Origin of the sequence: Nitrospira sp. SG-bin1, from assembly GCA_002083365.1 — a bacterium.
Taxonomy (GTDB): domain Bacteria; phylum Nitrospirota; class Nitrospiria; order Nitrospirales; family Nitrospiraceae; genus Nitrospira_D.
Map to the genome: position 1 here is coordinate 223762 of LVWS01000033.1, position 20850 is coordinate 244611.

Sequence of the window (20850 nt, forward strand, 5' to 3'; positions counted from 1 at the left end):
TTCGCCTCCGAGCAACATAAGATTCTGGGGAGAGGCCGACATGTCTGACGTATCTGCTCGTTCGGAAGAGACCGGATCCGCTCCAAGCCGTGCTCGAGGCTGGGAACTGGTCAAGACCAGAGACTTCGGTTTCTTGTTTGCCGGCCAGACGATCTCGCAGATCGGCGACAGCCTCAACAAGGTGGCGTTGCTCTGGTTTGTGTACGAAATGACCGGGTCGGCGCTCAAGATGACGGTGGTGGGACTGCTTCAAACCCTTCCGCCCTTGCTGCTTGGGCCCCTGATCGGAGTCTATTTGGATCGCGTCCGCAAGAAGCCCGTCATGATCGGAGTGGATCTGCTCCGAACCCTGATGGTGCTCCTGATCCCGGTGCTCTATGCCATGGGGGCCTTGACGCTTGATCGGCTCTACGTCCTTGTGTTCGCCACCGCGATCTTTTCCACGATCTTTGGGCCGGCGCTGACCTCGGCGGTTCCGCTCATCGTGCCGAAAGAGCGGCTCATTGCCGCCAACGCGTTGCTGCAGACGACCACCAACGTCGGGCTGCTTGTGGGGCCGGCCGTCAGCGGCCTGGGGATCGCGCTGATCGGCGCGCAGAACGTGCTCTATGCCGACGCCGCGACATTTTTCATCTCCGCGCTCTGCTTGTTCCCCATTCGCATGCATGAAACGCTCGGCGGTTTGGGCGCCGCGACTAAGGGTTTGACGGAGGGTATTGCGAACGATTTGTTGGCGGGGTTCCGCTTCGTGTTCGTGGAACAGAAGACCGTCACGCTCCTCATGCTGACGGCCACGCTCTATAGCGTCGGCATCAGTGCCTTCGTCTTTCTGCTGCCGGTTTTCGCGAAAGACGTGCTCAATGTGGGCCCCATCCAGCTGGGGTGGCTGTGGTCGGCGCTCGGGGTCGGAATGTTGCTCGCCTCTCTCGGCTTGACGTCGATCTCACAGGGAGACGTGCCCTGGCGTCTGCGGTTCATGTCGGGCGCCTTGGCCATCGGCGGTCTTGCCGTGGCGGCGCTCGGTTTCCTGGACGCGCCGGTGGCCGCCGGAGCGCTGATCGCGGTGATCGGAGGGAGCACCGCCATGTTTACTCCGCTGGTATGGACGATGCTCCAAGAATTGACGCCTTCGCATCTCCTCGGCCGAGTCTTCACGAGCTTCGCCACGGGAGGCATGGCGTCGTCCATGGCGGGCATGGCGGGTTTTGGATGGGCCGCCGATACGATCGGTCCCGCCGCCAGTCTGGGTGGAATCAGCCTCATTCTTCTCATGACGGCCGCCACCGCGTGGCTCTTCAGCTTTTATAAGTCCCACGCGACCGGTTTGGTGGTGTCCACTGCCGCCACCTTCGCCTCACGACCGAGCACCGCGCAATCCTAAATCCATACCGAGCGGTCCGGCGCAACACTGTTCTCACGCTTCTTCGACATTGAACAGGAGACGGTCCCGTAGAACGGGGCCGCCTCCGTTCTGTGTTGATGACAGGAAAGGAATGACGGGTTACAATGCGATGTCGGAGGAGAGGCATCCACCAGGAACGTGCTGTATGACTCTATTGTCGAAAGCGATGATTGTTTCCAGTGTCGGCATGCTGCTGTGGGGATCAATGGCCCTGTCTGCCGTCTCTTCTGAACAACAGGAGAAGGAGGGCGGATCGGAGAAGTCCCCGTCACGCCATCAACAACACCCAGGCGATAATCAACCGGCTCCATCCAAGCCATCGACGGAGTCCAAGTCACCGGAAAAAGACAGCGGGTCGGAAAAATCTCCTTCACGAACCCAACATCATCCGGCTCCCGCCGACGGTCAACCGGCTCCATCCAAGCCATCGACGGAGTCCAAGCCACCGGAAAAAGACAGCGGGTCGGAAAAATCTCCTTCGCGAACCCAACATCATCCGGCTCCCGCGGACGGGCAGCCGGCCCATCCCAAGACCCCGGAGCCGAAGCCGCAATCCCAACCGGCTCCGGCGACGAAGGCGGATGCGCCTCCGACCAAGGGCGATACACCGCCGGAGTCCGAGGTCAAAGAGAAGGAGCCTTCCAGAAAGACGTTGGGCTCGCTGATCCTTTCGGTCAAGCTGGCTCTCATGGCCGATCCAAAGCTTTTTCACTACGACATCGAAGCGGAGAACGACCAGCAAACGGTGACGCTCACCGGGCGTGTCTCGACCGAAGAGGAGAAAACAGCCGCGACGGAAATCACGCAAGCCGTTCAAGGCGTCAAGACGGTGGTCAACAAGCTTGCCGTCGAGAAAGACCTGGCGAAAGCGTTGGTGAAGAAACAGGATGAAATCCTGACCGCGCTGATCAAAGACCGGTTCTCCAAGAGCGCCACCCTCAAAGCGGCCAACTTTGAGGTGAAGACGGAGGACGGCATCGTGCAACTCAACGGAACGGTTCGTTTCCAAGTCATCGCGCTTGAAGCGGCCGAAGCCGCCCGTCAAGTGCCTGGTGTCCGGGCTGTGAACACCGAAAAGATACGGTTGGAGGGCGAGAGCTGATGCAAGGCCGCTCCGGCCCCTTGCCGTACTCTCCTTCCACGGTGGACAACACCAGTCTCTCGGTCCAGGATCGTCCGCTGCTCCTGACCCGCGATTTCGGGCTCGTCTGGTCCGGTCAACTTATCTCCCAAATCGGCGACGGCGTCTCGAGACTGGCGCTCCTGTGGTTCGTCTATGCCGTCACCGGGTCGCCTCTCAAAACCTCCGTGATCGGCTTGCTGCAGACGATCCCTCCGATCCTCTTGGGGCCGATCATCGGCGTGTATGTCGATCGCCTTCCGAAAAAAGTGTTGCTGATCAGCAGCGATGTGCTGCGCGCGTTGTTGATCGGGCTGATTCCGTGCCTCATCCCGGTCGAGTCCTTTACGGTGTCGGTGCTCTATGTGTTGGTCCTCTTGCACGCCATCGCGACGGCGGTGTTCGGTCCGGCCCTTACCGCCTCCATTCCGGCGTTTGTCCCCAAACCGCAGTTCACGGCCGCCAACGCGCTTCTGCAAAGCACGACCAGCCTCGGCATTATTTTCGGGCCGGCGCTGAGCGGCTTGGGCATCGCCGCGTATGGGTCTCAAGAAGTGTTGTGCCTCAACGCCGCCACCTACATGATTTCCGCGGCTTGCCTCGCGTTGGTTCATTTCAAGAATCCTGTCTCAAAGAATCCTTCCCTTGCCCCTGTCGTAAAGCCGACGATCCTGCAAGATCTCGTCGAAGGATTTCGCTATAGCGTCGTGGCCAAACCGGCGATCTTGCTTTTGACCGGCATGGCCGCCCTCTATACGTTCGGCACCAGCGCCTTGACCGCGCTCTTCCCGGTGTTCGCTCGGAAGATGCTCGGGCTGGGTCCGGTCGAGGTGGGCTATTTGTGGTCGGCGGTCGGGATCGGACTCTTCGCCACATCGATCGCACTCATGTGGGCAACGGACTGGTTGATCAAGGATCGGATTCGTCTGATCATGGGCACCAGTGTGCTGAGCGGGATAGCCATTTGCGCGTTGACCAGGACGCCCGATCCCTATGTCGCCGGTCTCCTCATGGGGCTGATCGGCTGTGGAATGGGCGCCTTTACTCCGATTGCGTGGGGCATCATCCAAGAGCTCGTCCCGAGCCAGATGGTGGGGCGCGTGTTGGGACTCTATGGGACCGGCGCCATGACCGCCGCCATCGGGGGAATTTCTGCGTTCGGATGGATCACCGAACAGCAGGGCCCTGAAACCGGCCTGCTCGGGATCGGGCTCGTGTTGCTGATAACCGGTTTGGTCGCCGCGCGCATGAGCCGAGCAAGCGCCGTACATTGAAGGGAATCATTCATGAACGACGTGATCAGATTGAAGGATCAATATTACATCCTCGCCTCCTCCTCATTGGCGGATGCCCGCACGGAAGTGTTGAAACAGGGCGAGACCTTCGCAGTGTTCGATCGATACGGTGACATTCATCAAGTCCTTCCCGGCCCGCAGGGCCTCTATCATGAAGGGACGCGGTTCCTCTCCCGGTTCGAGCTTTCGCTGGGCCCCCAGCGTCCGATGTTGCTCAGCGCCATGGTGAAAGAGGACAATGCGCTCGTTCGGATCGATCTCACCAACCCGGACCAGATGGCGGACGGTGACCTGCCCGTTCCGCGCGGCACGCTCCATCTGTGCCGTACCCGGTTTCTCTGGCAAGGGACCTGTCACGAGCGCATCCAGGTTCATAACTACGGCGCCGGAACATTTCCCCTCGTGCTCACGATCGCCATGGATTCGGATTTCGCCGACCTCTTCGAAGCGCGGGGCCGACAGCGACCTCATCGGGGGTCGCGGCTCGATACCGTTCGGTCGAAGACCGGACTGATCCTCGGGTACAAAGGACTCGATGAGACGATACGGCGAACCTCTATTCGATGCTCACCGACGCCGAAGCGGGTGACGCCAGACGGACTCATGATCAAGACGGCGGTTCCTCCGCTCGCCGACATGATGTGGGACATCTCGATATCCTGTGAAATCAGTCCGCGAAAAAAACGGACCTTTGTATCCTACGACCGTGCCCACCGTGAGGCCGATCGCGCGTTGCAGAAGGCCAAAGCGTTCGACGCCCATGTCTACACGTCGAATGAACAATTCAATCATTGGCTGAACCGGTCGATCGCCGATCTCCACATGTTGATCTCGGACACACCGCAGGGCCCCTATCCGTATGCCGGAGTTCCGTGGTTCAGCGTCCCGTTCGGACGGGACGGCATCATCACTGCGTTGCAGATGTTGTGGATGAATCCCGCTCTCGCGCGAGGCGTGCTGGGCTTTCTGGCTTCGAACCAGGCGACGGAGAATCGGCCGGAACAGGATGCGGAGGTCGGCAAAATTTTACACGAGACGCGTCAGGGGGAGATGGCCGCCTTGGGGGAAATCCCGTTCGGCAAGTACTACGGGAGCGTCGATGCCACGCCCTTGTTCATCGTTCTGGCGGGCGCCTACTACGAGCGCAGCGGCGATCACGATTTTCTCAAGGTGCTCTGGCCTCATATTCAGCTGGCGCTCCAGTGGATCGATGAGTACGGCGATCCCACCGGGATGGGCTTCGTGACCTATGCCCGCCGTTCCGCCACCGGGCTCGTGCATCAGGGGTGGAAAGACTCTTACGACGCCGTTTTTCATGCCGATGGGACGGCGGCGGACGGGCCGATTGCGCTCTGTGAGGTCCAGGCGTACGTGTACCGGGCGAAACGAGCCGCGGCGGACTTGGCGCGGCTTCTAGAGGATCATGATCACGCCGATCGCCTGCTGAAAGAAGCGGACTCACTGCGAGAACGATTCGAACGGGCGTTCTGGTGCGAAGAACTGAACTCCTATGCTTTGGCGTTGGACGGGCGGGGACGGCCTTGCCGTGTACGCGCGTCGAACGCCGGCCATTGCCTCTATGGCGGCATCGCGGAAGAGAAACGCGGGATACGCACGGCTCGCGCGCTCTTGAGCGAGGAATTTTTCAACGGATGGGGCGTCCGCACGATCGCGTCCTCGGAGGCACGGTACAACCCCATGTCCTACCATAACGGGTCGGTGTGGCCTCACGACAACGCCCTCATCGCGGCCGGCATGGCGGCCTACGGTTATAAGCAAGGAGCGATGAAGATTTTGACCGGCATTTTCGACACGAGCCTCTTCCTCGAACTTCATCGGCTGCCGGAATTGTTTTGCGGATTTTCCCGGCGGCACGGGGAAAGTCCCACCCTCTACCCGACGGCCTGCGCGCCGCAAGCCTGGGCGTCCGGCGCCGGCTTCATGTTGCTCCAAGCCTGTCTGGGCTTACAGATCGATGCGCCTCGCCGCCTCGTGAGTTTCGTTCGTCCCGTGCTTCCGCCGTTCCTCGAGCGGGTGGAGATTCGAAACCTCTCCGTCGGCACCGCGCGCCTCGATCTCGTCCTCGATCGCCACGAGAATGAGGTGGCGTTGAGAGTGACCCGTCGCGTCGGCGAGGCGGAAGTCGTGCTGACCATATAGATCGGCCACCTCCCTGTACGCCGCCGATCTGGGACGAGTCGCAGCGGAACGCCGTCGCTTCACCGACGCAGCTGTCTGAGCATTGACGAATCGGATCGCGGGCGGCCAAGAGAAGAGACATCGGCCTCGATGTCAGTCCGCGCGGCGCGATTCGATTGTCACACAGCCCGTACCGAGCCGAGACGACGGCCTCTTCTCAGGCATGTGACGCATAGAACAATTGTCGGCTGCGGTCGCTTTTCCCCAGCGGAACGATGTATGTGAATCCGACTCTCCTCAAGTTGTCTTCGGCCTGCTGCTCGGGTTCATGCCCCTCGTAGAGCACCTCGTTGTGCTTAGAGAGAAAAGACCGGACACGTTGATGGGCGGGAAGCGGCGGCTCAGGCCTTCCGATTGTTCGGATGTTCAGAGCAGCTTTCTATAATGGTGGGGATAAGTTCTTCCGCGGCACATTCTTTGGACAACAAGGTCTTCGCGCCGGCGGAAAGTAGGCTCTGTTTCAAATGATCTACCGTATGGGCGGACAGTCCGATCACCACCATGTGGGGATACAGGGTTTTGACACGCTTGGTCGTTTCGATGCCGTCCACGGCCGGTAAATTGATGTCGGTAACCACCACGTCAGGCGCCACATTGGCCGCCAGCATGAGTGCTTCCTCGCAGGTGCCCGCTTCGCCGACCACGCGAATCCGATCGTCGACGGCCAAGATATCCCTCAGCGCCTGACGCATCAGCCGGTGATCATCCACCAGCAACACACGGAGGGGAGTGCGTTCGCGAATCCCGTTCCCCGCATCGGCCCGTGAGGTCACGGCACTGAGTCCCGGTTCCTCGCGGCGCGCCGTTTTCCCGCCGATCGGCAATAGGAGCGCCACTGTCGTGCCCTGACCAGGGAGCGAGACCACATCCACTTGTCCCCCCATCGCCCGGAAACGTTCGCGCACGCTCACGAGCCCGAGATGGCCGGGTTGAGCGGAGCGTTGCAAGGCTTCGGGAGACGACCCTTTGCCTCGGTCGGCGACGGCCACCCGCAAGAGGTCGTCATCGTCCCGCGTCACCGTCACCGTCGCGCGATCGACACCCGCATGTTTCATGACGTTGAACAAGAGCTCGCGCACCGCTTGAAACACCACGACCGCATTCTCTTCCTGCAACGGTATGGATTCACAGTCGGACCGTACATCCACCTTCAGCCCGTCCTTTTCGAATCGTTCAGCCAACCACTTCAGCGCCGCCGGTAAACCGGAATCTTGCAGCGATGGCGGGCTCAACTCGGCAATCAACGTGCGCGTATATACTAAGGCCTCTTGGAACACTTTATCCAAATCGTGCAACAGCGGCGAGGCGTCTTGTCGGGATGAAATCTTTTTCTTCAGCATACCGGTTTTCATCTGTCCGACGGCCAGCATCTGCGCCAGGTAATCATGCAGGTCCCGCGCCAGCTTGCGGCGTTCATGTTGTTCGGTCAAACTGAGTTGCGAGGTCAGGGTCATCAACCGACCTTGCGTCGCCAGCAATTCACTCGTCCGCTCTCGCACGCGCACTTCCAGCTCGTCTTTCCAGCGGCGCAATTCCTCTTCGTGCCGTTTCCGTTCGGTGATGTCGCGCCCCACCTTCGATGCTCCGATGATGCGACCCTGCTCGTCCCTGATGGGAGATACGGTCAACGAGATGTCCAGCAACGTGCCGTCCTTGCGCCGCCGGATGGTCTCATAATGTTCGACCGATTCTCCCATCTCGATGCGGGCGAGGATCGCGGGCACTTCATCGATGCGTTCCGGCGGCATAAGGACGGTGATCGAGCGACCCACGGCTTCCTGCTCGGTGTAACCGTAGAGGCGTTCCGCCCCGCGGTTCCAGCTCGTAATGATCCCGTTCAAATCATTGCCGATGATGGCATCATCGGACGACGTCACGATGGCGGCCAAGCGCGCTTGCGCTTCCTCCGCTTCGCGTAATTCCGTGATATCGGTGTTCGTGCCGAACCAATGCACGATGTCTCCCTCGGCGTCTCTGATCGGCACCGCCCGAGAGAGGAACCAACGGTACTCTCCATTGCGGCCACGGAGCGGGAACGTGTCCTCCCATGCGTCGCCTGCCTCAATGGCTGTTTGCCATTTTTCGATCACACGATGGAGATGGTCCGGATGGTGCACTTTTTGCCAACCCCATCCTTGCATGTCTTCCAATGTGGTGCCCGTGTAATCGAACCAGCGCCGGTTGTACCAGAAGAGCCAACCCTTCGCGTCCGCCATCCAGGCGAATTGCGACATGTTGTCGGCCAAGGTGCGGAACCGCTCCTCGCTTTCTCGGACTGCGGATTCCGCTTCACGCAACGCCGTGAGATCCGTCACGGCCACCAACACGCGGCGCCAATCATCGGCATGACGGGGCGCCTTGAGGGTGAACAACACCGGAAGAGGTTCGTCATTGATCGTGCGCAAGGAAGCAGGGCGTTCGTGCAAGTCCCGCCCTTCCCAAACCGCGATTAATTCTTCCCTGAATACGGCGATCGTTTCCGGAACAAAAATGCGATCCAAGGCGCCGAGCAACGCCGCTTTGGACGGCGCCTGAAAGAGTCTCATCGCATAGTCGTTCACGTCCGTGATGCGAACCAGCGGAATGGTCTTCACGACCTTCTCGGGATGTGCGTCCAGATACCCGCTCAGGTCCGTGACACCGTCCGCGCGCAGGCCGTCAAACCAACGGCGAACGCTCGACCAATCTTCTTCAAACAACGACACCCCGGTGCTTTCAAAGATATGCCGATATCTCTCTTCATTCGAGGCCAGCGCTTGCTCGGCGTGCTTGCGCTCGGTGATGTCGATGACCGACCCGATGTAGCCGAGGAAGTCTCCCCGGGAAGAAAACCGCGGCGTGGCCGCATCGATCGCCCATCGATATTCCCCGTCATGCCTTCGCAAGCGATATTCGAGTCTAAATGGGCGATGCGTGTGGTTGGCCTCGACGAATGTCCGCTCCGCCGACGCGCGGTCGTCGGGATGGACGGCATTGGTCCATCCAAATCCCAAACCGGTCTCCGGCGTCTGGCCTGTGAAGTCGTACCACGACCGGCTCAAGAACGAGCATGTTCCATCCGGTTCCGTGACCCACACCATGACGGGCGCGTTGTCCGCCATATGGTGGAAACGCGCTTCACTCTCACGCAGCGCCGCCTCGTATCGCTGGCGTTCCGAGAGATCATAGAAGTGACAGACGACACCGAAGCGACCATCCGGCAACGTTAACCGTTCGATTTTCCAGTCATACGCTTCCACTACGCCGGTGTCGTTTCGCTGCTCAACGGTACTGGGCGCATGGTACGGCTCACCGGTCTCCAAGGTATGTCGGAACCGGGCGACCGCCTCGCCGGCGAACGGTTCCGGCCAAATCTGACGCAGCACGTCGGAAAAATCACGCCCCAGGAGCGGTCGGACATTCTTAAACACTTTCTGAGCACCGACGCTGACCTGTACCAACCGGAAATCGGCGTCCACCGCGTAGACTCCGAAGGGAGATTGTTCGACGAGACGGCGAAACGAATCGTGTGCCGCACGCAGTGCGTCTTCCGTCTCTCGTGCGGCTTCTTCGGCTTTCTTTCGCTCCGTGATGTCGCGTTTCATGCCGACATAGCAGAGCACGTCGCCATGATCGTCGTAGATGCCGAAAGCCGACAGAGCGATATCGATCCATCGCCCATCTTTACGGCGTGATCGCAGCTCCCCGCGGAAACGTCCGGTATCGATCAGTTCTTTTGCAATTCGCTGGAAGACCTCTTCCCCGGCATGAAGAGCCGGAGTGTGACCGATCAAATCATCGTCCGAGTACCCGAGCATCACCCGATGGGCCAGGTTCTGCTCGATATAGCGTCCGTGGGGATCGATGACGGCGATGCCGTCGGTCGCATTGGCGAAGATGGCGCGGTAGGGGGCAAGGGCGGCATCCGGACGATTTGGATTGAATGAAGATGACATGGCTTCCCGAAGAGCTTGGCAGTATTCAGAAGTCTTACTGCACGCTTAGGTGAGATATCAATGGCGGCATCGCGGCGATGACCGTGGCCTCCTCGCCTTAACGGCCGCGTAACTATCGAGACCGATCCCCTTACGAACGTGGAGTGGTGTCGATCGGCATGGCCAGCCGTTTGAGCTCATACAAATAATAGCCGAGCAGTTCCCTCTCCTCCTCGCTTAGCGGCTTCTCGCCGGGCGCCAAGCAGTGGGAGAGAAGTTTCTCGCACGTTTTCGAGAAGTCCTGAATCTCTTTTCGCCAAAGGTTCATTATCGCCTCCAGATCGAGTGCACGTGCGCCTGGCCTTGCTGCGCCGACCGACCGTGGTCTTAGGGATGTCGCCGCGGTACACTTTAGGTTCTTGTCCATCGGAAAAGTTCGCCATGCTACTCATGTTCGTATGCGAGGTCTGTCGTTTAGACGACAATATGCTGTTTGCATGTTTCGTTGTCCCGGTCGGCGCCCTCAAGGAGCCGACGCCATGACTTCTCTCTTTACCAATTCCCTTCCCCAATGAGTGAAACATTCTACCGATAGGCAAGGTAGTACCGTCTGTCACGTAGCCGACAAACTAGTAAATTTACTAGAGCAAGATAGGTGAATGTCGTCCAGACGACAGAATTCCCATCGGATCCTCAGGCATACTGCCTGCGGCACTTAGAAAGGGAAGTTGTTGGATTCTTTGGAAGAACAGGCCAGGAGCAATTTGATTTTGCATGATGTTCCCTTTGTGGATCTCTCCAGACTCCTTCCCCATATGCACATGCTTGAAGTTGAGGCCAAGGAAGTCTTGCACCAGGCGGGAGAGCCCGTCGGGCATATCTTCTTTCCCCTCACGGCGCTCATGTCCATGCTGATGCCGACCTCGGACGGAGCGACCGTGGAACTGGCTACGGTCGGGCGCGAAGGGCTGACCGATACGAGCGTCCTGCTGGACGGCTCCACGGCCCGAGATCACGGCGCGTTGGCGAAAGTGATCACGGTGATTCCCGGCACGGTCATTCGAATGAAATCGGATGTTCTCAAGGCCGCGGCGGAATCGAGCCTGTCGGTATCGCGCTGCCTATGTCAGTATGTGAGTCGTTTGTTTACCGAGCTGGCTCTGTCTGTGACGTGCAACCGGCTTCATTCACTGGCGCAACGATGCGCGCGCTGGCTATTGACGGCCATGGACAAAAGCGACCGGCAGGCAATCCCCGTGACGCAGGAAATATTGGCCGGTATTTTAGGAGTGTCTCGTCAGAGCGTCGTCCATACTCTCCGCGGCTTCGAAACGGAAGGATGGATTCAATGTGGACGAGGTTCGATTAGGGTGGCCATGCGAAGTTCTCTCACGAAAATCTCCTGTGAATGCTACAGCATCGGTAAAAAGCGTGCGGCGAGCTGATCGTTACATGCAAGGAGACATTCCTAGTTCCAGGCTGCTGCTCTGAGTTGTATCCTCATCCCATGACAGTGAAGCTCGAATTGAATCAACTGCTGGCTAGCCTGCCGATCGCCGAGAAGCAAGAGCTGGAACAGCATATGGAGCTCGTGAAGTTGCGTACGAGACAGGTGCTCAACTATATCGGGACTCCTCTCCGCTATCTCTACTTTCCCCTCCAGTCCGCCATCAGTGTCATGGACATGCAGCCAAGTGGTCGGGTCATCGAAGTGGCGGTCGTGGGAAGAGAAGGCTGTTATTGTCCCAGTGGGCTGGTCGGACCCGCAACTTCGCCCACTCACACGATCGTGCAGATCGGCGGAGCGGCCTGGCGTGTGAGTATGACCACCGTCGTAGCCGCATTGTCCCGTCTGCCGGTCTTTACGCAGGCGGTTCACCGGTTCAACGCCGTGCTGTTTCGCCATGCGGTGATTTCCGTCGGTTGCAGCCAGTGGCATTCCGTGGAACAACGGCTGACTCGATGGCTGTTGGCGCACCATCAGCGGACCGGAGACACCATCTTTCCGTTCACCCACGATTTTTTGGCCGACCAACTGGGCTCTCAACGCACGACCGTGACCGAGGTCTTATCCGCGTTTCAACGTCGGAGCTTAGTCAGCTATAGCTATGGAAAAGTGGAATTGATCGACATTAAAAAGTTACAGGCATTGAGTTGCGAATGTTTCGGCCTTGCCACACAAGCCATCGAAGACTATCTTCGCAACCTATAATGTGCGATCGTTCTCAAGCCGCCGGCTTACGACCGGTGAAGAAACCGATCAGCGCCAGGATGATAAAAATCACGAACAGCGCGTAAGCGATGCTGGTGGCTGTGCCGGCGACTCCCGACAGTCCGAGCACTCCGGCGATAATCGCGATGACCAAGAATGTAACGGCCCAGCTCAACATAAAGGCCTCCTGGTTCAATCCCCCATCTGCACACCACAGGGATGAGATGCGTGCATCGACGTAGGAGGAGGATGTCACTCCCACGCCGATGCCTTGCTACGGTTACTTATCCGTCCTGGCTTGCCCGGTTTGCGCGTCGACCAAGACATTTTGACTCTTGCGATTCTGATCGATGATTTCCACTTCATAGACCGTCCGGCCGCCCTCGGTTCCGATCTCGGCTTCCACGGCCTTGCCCGGCACGAGTTTGAGCGCATTCTTCACCGCTTCTTCTAGGGTGATCTTGGCGGTGGAAACTAACTCTTTATTCGTTTCGAAGATCGCCCACGCCGGCGAGCTCGCCAATGTCACGATGATCGCTGCAAGCATGATGTTTTTCATCGATAATCTCCTGTATGTGTAAAGAACCTATTACATTCATATCAGCAAGTTCTCAACGGGAGCTGTTTCATCTCGGGGAACCGGCCTCTTTTGTCGTCTGTTTCTCAAACCAGTCGTTCGTCCACTTCATGACCTCGTCCTTCTTATCGCCATATCGCTCTTGGACTCGGCCGATGAACTTGTCATAGTTTCCTTCGGCTTGCGTCATATCGTCATCGGTCAGTTTTCCCCACTGACGCTTGACCTCTCCCTTGAACTGACTCCATTTGCCCTTGAACTGCTCCGCGTTCATGTCTCCCTCCTTCAGTGAATTGATTGATCAACGCGTCTGCCCGACGATCTCGACACCCTTCAATTCAGCGGGCAACTTCTTGCTTCTCTATCTAACTGTTAGGCCGTCTCCAGTCACCTAGACAGCCCCCTAGGCGGAGTAGTCGAGACACAACGCATGACTCGCGTTTCCTGTGGCTTCGTCCGGATTATTCGTAATGCAACGCGTCGATGGGGTTCAGCTTCGAGGCCTTGTTGGCCGGATAGAGACCGAAAAAGACGCCCACGACCAATGAAAAGAGGAAGGCCGCTGTAACGGCGGGCACGTTGATGATCGTCGGCCAGCCGATGAGTCGCGTCAGTAACTGGGCGCTACCCACCCCGAACCCGACTCCCAACGCCCCGCCGATGGCCGTCATGATGATCGCTTCGATGAGGAACTGCAGCAGAATATGCATCCGTTTCGCGCCGACCGCCATGCGCAGACCGATTTCTTTGGTCCGTTCCGTCACCGAGACCAAGAGGATGTTCATGATGCCGATGCCGCCGACCACCAAGGAAATCGATGCGATGCCCATCAACATGAACATCATCGTGCGGCTGGTGCCGGCCATGGTCTTGGCGATGTCTTCCATCGTGCGAACGGTAAAATCGTCTTCCTCGGACGAATGCAGCCGATGGCGGGCGCGCAACAAGTTCTTGATGTCATCCACCACGGCCGGAATCTCATGCCGTGTTTCGGCGGCCACCAGCATGATCCCGACGGTGCCCAAGAATTTCGTGCCCGTCACTTTGCGCTCGGCGGTCGAAAAAGGGAGCACGACGAAGTCATCCTGATCCTGCCCCGTGATCGATTGCCCCTTCGAGGCCAGGACACCGATGACCCGCAGCGGGACGTTTCTGATGCGGACCTCGCTTCCGACGACTTCCTCCCCCGGCTCGAACAAATTCTGGACGACGGTTTTTCCCAAGACCACGACTTTGGCCGATGAATCGAGGTCCGACTGGGTGAAGAAATTTCCTTGGGCGATGGGCCAGTTCCGAATATCGGGAAAGACGGGAGTCGTACCGAAGACGATCGTGCTCCAATTCTTGTTTTCCCGGATGACTTGGAGGACCGACCGGGTGCCGTACATCACGGTCGTGACACCGGGGATTTTCTTCTCGATGTCCTCGGCATCGTCGACGGTCAATGTCGAAACGGACCCGAGTCCGCCGCGTACACCTCCGACCGTGGTGGCCCCCGGGATGATGATCAAGACATTCGTTCCGAGGCTGGAGATTTCCGCCTGCACGGATGCCGTGGCGCCTTGGCCGAGGCTCACCATGGCGACGACCGCACCGATCCCGATGACGATCCCCAACATCGTCAAGCCGGCCCGAAGCGGATTGCGCCGGAGAATACGAAAGGCGGACAGGAGGGTGAGCCAGAAAAAAGACATAGTTGTCTGTCCGGTCGTCTGGTCTATCTTGTATACCCGATCTGCCTTGGCCTTCCCGTTCTTCTGGATGCCGCACCAGAAAGACCCGACATACGGAATAGACGAGAAAGACGGTTTTGGCCCATTACCTCATCCCCCGACCTGGTTCGAAGCCGGGCGGTAGTTTCTTTTGGGCCTGTTCTTCCTCTGTTTCAATCCCGACGATGACGCGATCCCCTTCGTGCAACGCGCCCTCCACGATTTCCGTGGACAGGGAGTCGGCAATGCCGGTGGTGACCTCCACCTGATGAGGCCGGTCGTCTTGAGCAAGCACCCACACCTTGGTCGCTTTCTTGTCGATGGGGACGTCGGGCATACGGAATCGCAGCGCCCCGTTCGGGACCCGGAGGACATGCTCTTTCCGCGCGGTCACGATCGTGACGTTCGCCGTCATACCCGGCTTCAACTTCAGCTCGGGATTGCTCACGGTGATGACCACGTCATAGGTGACGACGTTCTGAATGTTGATGGGGGCGTTGCGCACCTGCGTCACCACGCCTTCGAAGCGTTGTTTGGGATAGGCGTCCACGCGGAAGTTCGCGTCCGTCCCTTCCTGGACCCCGCCGATGTCCGATTCACTGACGTTGGCATTGACCTGCATCCGAGTCAGGTCTTGGGCGATCACGAAGAGAACCGGTGTCTGGAAGGTCGCCGCCAAGGTTTGACCGACGTCCACGTTTCTGGAGACGACGATGCCGTCCACCGGCGAATAGATGGTGGTAAAGCCGAGGTCCAATTCCGCCGACGCGAGCGCGGCTTGGGCTTGGTCGAGTTGCGCCTGCAGGACCTCGGCATTGGCCTCCGCGTCGCGATAGTTGGTTTCCGCGAGGTCCACGTCCGCTTGCGACACGAACGCTTGTGGGCGCAACGCCGCCATGCGATCGAATTCCCGCTTGCGATGGGTCGCCAGCACCCTCGCCTTCGCAAGGTTTCCCTTCGCGCTCTTGACGGCGGCGCGTGCTTGGCTTAACCGGGCCTTGAACGGTTTCTGGTCGATCTGTGCCAGCACTTGTCCCTTCGTCACGTGGGAATTGAAATCGGCGAAGAGTTGCGCCACTTTTCCGGAGACCTGACTGCCGACCTGCACCGAAACCACGGGATTGATCGTGCCGGTGGCGGTCACGATCGCCGTGATCGGCCCACGATCGACCGACGATGTCTTGTAAAGGACTCGAGGAGAACCGGGGCTCATCCAGTACCATATCCCCGCCCCGATCAGGATCAGCCCCGTTACGCCGCCCAACATGATCGGCCATCGGAAGCGCCGTTTCTGAGGAAAAGCGACCGTGGCGGGAACCTGGGGGTGACTTCTCGCAACGCTATCCTGCACCATGTCCGTGACCGGCGCATGGCGCAGTGATTCTTTTCGATCATTCGCCATCACCCACCTGTCGGTCGTTGTTTGTTGTACGTGTTCTTCTCCATGAAGGCCTTGCGAATTTCCTCGGCCATGAGCAGCAGCAGCGCCCCGAGTATGAGCGGACCGTAAATCCAAAGGGGCAAAGGGCTGGTTCCGAAGAGATCGTTACCGACCGGCGTATAGGTGATGAGCGTCAGAATGGCCAGTTCAGTGACGATGCCCCACAGAATCAGCGGATTGGTGAGCCATCCGAGTCGTGTGATGGAGAGCCGATCCGAGCGGCAGGCAAACACGTTCGCGACCTGGGCGAGGACGATCCCGGCGAAGGTCACGGTCGTGGCCTCTCGATATAACGGAGAAGACCAATCCAGGTGAGTACTCCACGTCCAGCCCTGACTGTAGAGATAGAGGAAGAATCCTCCCATCGCAATCCCCGCCTCAATGAGCCCAAGGAACAAATAGGCCCGGAGCAAGATCGGAAGATGAAGAAGCCGCTCGCTCCTCGGCCGGGGCGGAAGGTCCATGACATCGGCCGGAGGCCGCTCGGTGCCGAGACCCAAGGCGGGAATCATGTCGGTTCCGAGGTCGACGGCCAGCACTTGGGGAATCGTCAGCGCCAGCGGCATTCCGGCGAAGCCATAGCCGAGAAACGGGACGATCTCCGGGACGTTGCTGGCAAGGATGTAGGAAGAGAATTTCCGAATGTTGTCGTAGACGGCCCGCCCTTCTTCGATGGCGCTCACGATCGTCGCGAAGTTGTCGTCGAGCAGGATGATGTCGGCGATTTCTTTGGCCACGTCCGTTCCGGCGATCCCCATCGCCACCCCGATGTCGGCTTTCTTGAGCGCGGGGGCGTCGTTCACCCCGTCGCCGGTGACCGCCACCACGTCTCCCATCTCTTTCAGGGTGGACACGATCCGCATCTTGTGGCGGGGGGCCATGCGGGCGAAGACCGGGTCCGGTTCGTCGGGGCGTGAGGGCGTCAGCATCCGACGGAGGGCTTCCTCGCTCATGGTATCCAGCTGCACTCCTTCGATGACCGGCACGAATTCCGATGGCTCGGTGCCCTGATCCGATAGCAGACCGATCTTCCGGGCGACGGCCAACGCCGTGAGCGGATGGTCGCCGGTGACCATGACGACACGGACGCCGGCTCTGCGACATTTTCGGATGGCTTCGGGTACTTCTCGGTGCGGCGGATCCATCATGGCTACCAGCCCGAGAAACGTGAGATCGGTCTCAATCGTTTCCACCTCGATGTGCTCCGGCCGATGGACGACCTCCCGCGCGGCCACCGCGAGGACTCGATAGGCCTGTTCCGCAAAGAGCCGACTCTGGTTCAGAATGCTCGCCCGTTCGGCGGCGCTCATCGGTTGGGTTGCGTCATGGATCCGAATGTGTGCGCACTGTGTCAGGACCGATTCGGGAGCGCCCTTCGTGAAGGCCACGAGTCGTCCTTCCGCCCAATGCAGAGTGGTCATTCGCTTTCTGTCGGCATCAAAGGGGAGTTCTCCCATGCGCCTCAGGGGAGGTCGGTGGACCAGTCCATGATCGACGGCAAATTCATAGAGGGCGACCTCCGTGGGATCGCCGAGAACCGAGAAACGGCCATCAGATTTCCTGACACGCTTGGCGTTATGGCAATGGGAAAGCGCATCGAACAAGGATCGCCATCGCTCGGCCTCGACCGTGCTGATCATGCGACCTCTCGAGAAGAAATACCCGTCTCGTGATTCGACGATGAGGCCATCGGCGTAGAAGCGGTCCACCTTCATCCGATTCTCGGTCAACGTGCCGGTCTTATCCGTGCAAATCACGGTGGTGCATCCGAGGGTTTCAACGGAGGGCAGGTGTTTGACCAACGCGTTGCGCTTGGCCATGCGTTGGCTGCTCATGGCGAGGGCCAGCGTGACGGTCGGCAGGAGTCCCTCCGGCACGTTGGCCACGATGATCCCGATGCCGAAGATGGCGCTGATCCAGAAGCCCAGTCCCGTCCAAAGACCGATCGCGAAAAACACCACTCCCATTGCCAGGGAAATCGCGGCGACGACACGGGTGACCGTGATGATCTCTTTTTGAAGCGGACTGAGTCTTCCGTCGATCGCTGCGGTGAGGTCGGCGATCTTTCCGAACTCCGACCGCATGCCCGTGGCGAACACGACGGCCTGTCCGTGTCCGGACAGAATCGTGGCTCCCGCGAAGACCAGGTTCGGCAGGTCGAGCCAGGGTCCGTCCTGCGAAGCCTCGGCCGTCCGCCGCTTCGGTTTCGATTCGCCGGTCAGCGCGGCGTTATCGACTCGCATTCCGACGGCCTCGATGAGGCGTGCATCGGCAGGAACTCGTTCCCCTTCCTCCAGGATCAGGACGTCGCCCGGCACGATGTCGCCGCGGGCCGTCTCGACCGCTTGGCCTCCCCGTTTGACCCAGGCCTTGTCCGGCAAGAGACGGTGGAGAGCCTGGACGGCGCGCTCCGCCTTGTATTCCTGGAAGAACGCAAAGCCGGCATTGATCAGGATGACGCCGAGGATGGCCCAGCCCAGTGTCGCCATGCCTTCGCCTGGTTGCATTCGGTCGGCGACAAAGGCAAGCGCGGCGGCGATCCAGAGCAGGACCGCGAGAAAGTGGGTGAAATGGCGGCCGAGTCCGCGAATCAGCGAGAAATGATTCGGTTCACTGAGGATATTTCGTCCATATTGAGTCAACCGCCGTTGCACGTCGTCCGTGCGGAGGCCGCCGCCCGCGCTCTCCAGCCGTCGTAGGGCCTCGTCGGCCGACAGCCGGTGGATGTCATCGTAGGAATAGGAAGAGACCATGCATGTATCTTAAACCATGATGTTCCGCCGAAGCGGTCCCCGGGCGCCCCGTACGATCAAGACCGAGCAGGGAACGTGTCGGAGCACGCTCTCGGACACGCTGCCGAGGTAGAGTCGCTCACTCTTCGACAGGTCTCGCGATCCGATTACCAGGAGCTCGTCACGATTGGCCTCGACGTGTTTCACGATGGTCTCGACGACGTGACCCATCTCCACCTGCGTCACGACCGAAAATCCCTCTTTGATGAAGTCGTTTCTCAGCCCATTGACGAGCGTCGTGGCCCGCTCCATCACCGGCTGCGTCAATTCGGCCAGTTGTGCGTCGGAGAGGTAGCGTGCGGCAAAGTCCGTGACGGGGCTTTGCACTGCCGAGAGAATCGTGACGGTGGCGCTCTCCGAAAGAATGGAGGAGCGGAGGAAGCGCGCGGCGGCTCGTGATGGTGCGGAGTCGTCGACCGCGAGGGCGACATGGTGGAGCTTGTGGGTCGGTTGCTTCACGACCCACACCGAACAGGAAGCGAGCGAAGCGACTTGACGCGAGATGCTCCCCAGCAAGAACCCTTGAATGTCGCTCAGCCCTCGCGAGCCCATCAGGATCAAGTCGGCCTTCAGGCGAGCCGCTTCTTTGGCGATGGTCTTGGCCGAGGATCCATGGGCCACGATGGTTCGGATCTTGGTGCGCGGGGCGGTTGCCGCCTGGCCGAGGACCACGCGAGCGGACCGCACCGCATCCCGAAGCAGCATGCCGCCGGCTTTTTCCATGGCCGCCAGAACCCGACGTTCCCTCACGGGATTCTTTCCGGTGAGGGCCTGGAGCGCGGGCTTGTCAATGACGTGGAGCAAGGTCACCTGTTCGGGCTCTCGGCTGGCGAGGGCTTCAAGAGCCTGAATCCCCCATTGGGACTGTTCCGACCCATCGATCGCACACACGATCCGCATGATAGGTCCTCCTGTGGCGGTTCCAATCTAAAGAAAGGATTCGGGTATCAGATCTGCATCTGATGTGCCTGTGAGAAGCACGGATACGGACGAAGAATGAACCATTTCCAAGGCAGTGATGACATGAACCGGGGATTGATCGGTTGCCAGGTTGCGGCATTTTGCAGCAGATGGGGCGACGGCACTGTGGTGATTGGCGTCAGTCGGCTTCTCCCTCGTTTCGCAGGTACACGGACTTTTCCATGACGACCGGATCGGTGAAAGCAGAGCGCCTATGAGAAGACCTCTGGTTTGGTTGCTGCTGAGCGGAATAGTCATCGCGAGTCAGGCGGCTTTAGAGGAAGGAGCCGTCAGCGCCACGGTCGCGGAGTCGGATGAGCAAGTTGAATTGAAATGGCAACATGATGGACGAACCGTCTCCAGTTCGCTGCCTCTTTATCGAAGTGGGAACGTACGGTATTTCAGCGCCGGCGTCGGGGCGGAGGAGCGGTCGGCTCGCTATCCCTCCTTCGCGCTCAAGATCATCTTCACGGCCGGCCACAAACCGTTTCTTTCACACGTGGGGGTGACGATTCAGCCGGCTGCGGGTGGAGCCGCGACAATCATTCCACCTGAGCAAGTCGAAGGCCCCTGGTTGTTCGTCGACCTCCCTCCGGGCCCGTATGATCTGTCGGCAACGTTTCGCGGTCAAGTGCAGCGGCTCAAAGGGATCACGGTGGAGTCCGGTCGACAGAAAGTCATCCATGTCCGTTGGAAAGAAGAACAGGATTCCCCCGTTCACGTGGCTGAGGATCCACAGGAAGGCGGGGACATCGGGCCGTTGGGAAAGGGGGACGAATGAAAAAGACAAAGAGGGCCAAGGGGAAGCCCAAGGTCAAAGACTTCGATTCCATGACCGTCAACCAGGTCATGGAGACGGAAGTGCAATATGTCCGCCTGAAGACGAAAGGGGACGTGATCGCGTCGTTGATGATCGAGGGGTTCGGAGCCGTGCCGGTCGTGGAGAACGGCCGGAAGCTGACCGGCATCGTCAGCGAACATGATTTGCTGGGGGCGGTGGATGACGGGCATCCGCTTGGTACCGTCTCGGCGAAGGACATCATGACGGCCAACCCGTACTCCGTCCGGCCGGAAACGACGTTGGGTACCTTGGTGCACGTGCTGCGGGCCAGCGATCTCGTTCGAGTTCCCGTCGTGGACGCCAAGGACAAGCTGATCGGCATCATCGCCAGGCGCGATGTATTGCGAACCTATCTCGCCACCGGCGGGAAACGACAACCGTGAGG

General features: G+C 59.4%; 16 protein-coding genes. 8 read left to right on the forward strand and 8 right to left on the reverse strand.

The features are described from left to right. The first annotated feature begins 40 nt into the window (after positions 1-40). From A4E19_05475 to A4E19_05490, 4 genes are all read left to right on the forward strand, one after another. The gene (locus A4E19_05475; GenBank protein OQW32806.1) at positions 41-1381 is read left to right on the forward strand and encodes a hypothetical protein; all 1341 of its coding nucleotides are present in this window, start codon (positions 41-43) and stop codon (positions 1379-1381) included. 166 nt (positions 1382-1547) lie between these two features. Further along, positions 1548-2504, forward strand: a complete 957-nt coding sequence (locus A4E19_05480) for a hypothetical protein (GenBank protein ID OQW32807.1) — start codon at positions 1548-1550, stop codon at positions 2502-2504. After that, entirely contained in the window at positions 2504-3796 is a 1293-nt protein-coding gene (locus A4E19_05485) for a hypothetical protein (protein ID OQW32808.1), read from the forward strand. Before A4E19_05480 ends, A4E19_05485 begins: the two co-directional genes overlap by 1 nt. A 12-nt stretch (positions 3797-3808) precedes the next feature. Then, on the forward strand, positions 3809-5977 hold the full coding sequence (locus A4E19_05490; GenBank protein ID OQW32809.1) for an amylo-alpha-1,6-glucosidase: 2169 nt from the start codon (positions 3809-3811) through the stop codon (positions 5975-5977). Between the two features lie 380 nt (positions 5978-6357). Here the strand turns inward: A4E19_05490 and A4E19_05495 are convergent, their stop codons facing one another. After that, positions 6358-9951 carry a hypothetical protein gene (locus tag A4E19_05495; protein ID OQW32810.1) on the reverse strand — a complete coding sequence of 1198 codons (3594 nt, stop codon included), beginning with the start codon at positions 9949-9951 and terminating at the stop codon, positions 6358-6360. A 130-nt stretch (positions 9952-10081) separates the two neighbouring features. After that, on the reverse strand, positions 10082-10357 hold the full coding sequence (locus tag A4E19_05500) for a hypothetical protein (GenBank protein OQW32811.1): 276 nt from the start codon (positions 10355-10357) through the stop codon (positions 10082-10084). 304 nt (positions 10358-10661) lie between these two features. Here A4E19_05500 and A4E19_05505 point away from each other — a divergent pair, with 304 nt between their 5' ends. Continuing rightward, entirely contained in the window at positions 10662-11375 is a 714-nt protein-coding gene (locus A4E19_05505) for a hypothetical protein (GenBank protein OQW32812.1), read from the forward strand. Between the two features lie 47 nt (positions 11376-11422). Beyond that, positions 11423-12142: a hypothetical protein gene (locus tag A4E19_05510; GenBank protein ID OQW32813.1), complete on the forward strand. Its 720-nt coding sequence runs from the start codon at positions 11423-11425 to the stop codon at positions 12140-12142. A 280-nt stretch (positions 12143-12422) separates the two neighbouring features. On the opposite strand, the gene A4E19_05515 is transcribed toward A4E19_05510, so the two are convergent. The 6 genes from A4E19_05515 to A4E19_05540 all read right to left on the reverse strand — a co-directional run bounded on the left by A4E19_05515 (position 12423) and on the right by A4E19_05540 (position 19564). After that, the gene (locus A4E19_05515; GenBank protein OQW32814.1) at positions 12423-12701 is read right to left on the reverse strand and encodes a hypothetical protein; all 279 of its coding nucleotides are present in this window, start codon (positions 12699-12701) and stop codon (positions 12423-12425) included. Between the two features lie 67 nt (positions 12702-12768). After that, positions 12769-12993, reverse strand: coding sequence for a hypothetical protein (locus A4E19_05520; GenBank protein OQW32815.1), 225 nt, complete (start codon positions 12991-12993; stop codon positions 12769-12771). A gap of 187 nt (positions 12994-13180) precedes the next feature. Further along, positions 13181-14413, reverse strand: a complete 1233-nt coding sequence (locus A4E19_05525) for a multidrug ABC transporter substrate-binding protein (protein OQW32816.1) — start codon at positions 14411-14413, stop codon at positions 13181-13183. A gap of 124 nt (positions 14414-14537) precedes the next feature. Then, entirely contained in the window at positions 14538-15833 is a 1296-nt protein-coding gene (locus A4E19_05530; protein OQW32817.1) for a hypothetical protein, read from the reverse strand. Beyond that, complete coding sequence (locus A4E19_05535) at positions 15833-18625, reverse strand: ATPase (protein ID OQW32818.1); 2793 nt, start codon at positions 18623-18625, stop codon at positions 15833-15835. Before A4E19_05535 ends, A4E19_05530 begins: the two co-directional genes overlap by 1 nt. A gap of 9 nt (positions 18626-18634) precedes the next feature. Continuing rightward, positions 18635-19564, reverse strand: coding sequence for a hypothetical protein (locus A4E19_05540; protein OQW32819.1), 930 nt, complete (start codon positions 19562-19564; stop codon positions 18635-18637). A gap of 274 nt (positions 19565-19838) precedes the next feature. Between A4E19_05540 and A4E19_05545 the strand changes: the two genes are divergently transcribed. Further along, positions 19839-20405: a hypothetical protein gene (locus A4E19_05545; GenBank protein OQW32820.1), complete on the forward strand. Its 567-nt coding sequence runs from the start codon at positions 19839-19841 to the stop codon at positions 20403-20405. Further along, positions 20402-20848 (forward strand): hypothetical protein, encoded by a 447-nt coding sequence (locus A4E19_05550; protein ID OQW32821.1) that lies wholly within the window; start codon positions 20402-20404, stop codon positions 20846-20848. Before A4E19_05545 ends, A4E19_05550 begins: the two co-directional genes overlap by 4 nt. Positions 20849-20850 lie beyond the last annotated feature (2 nt).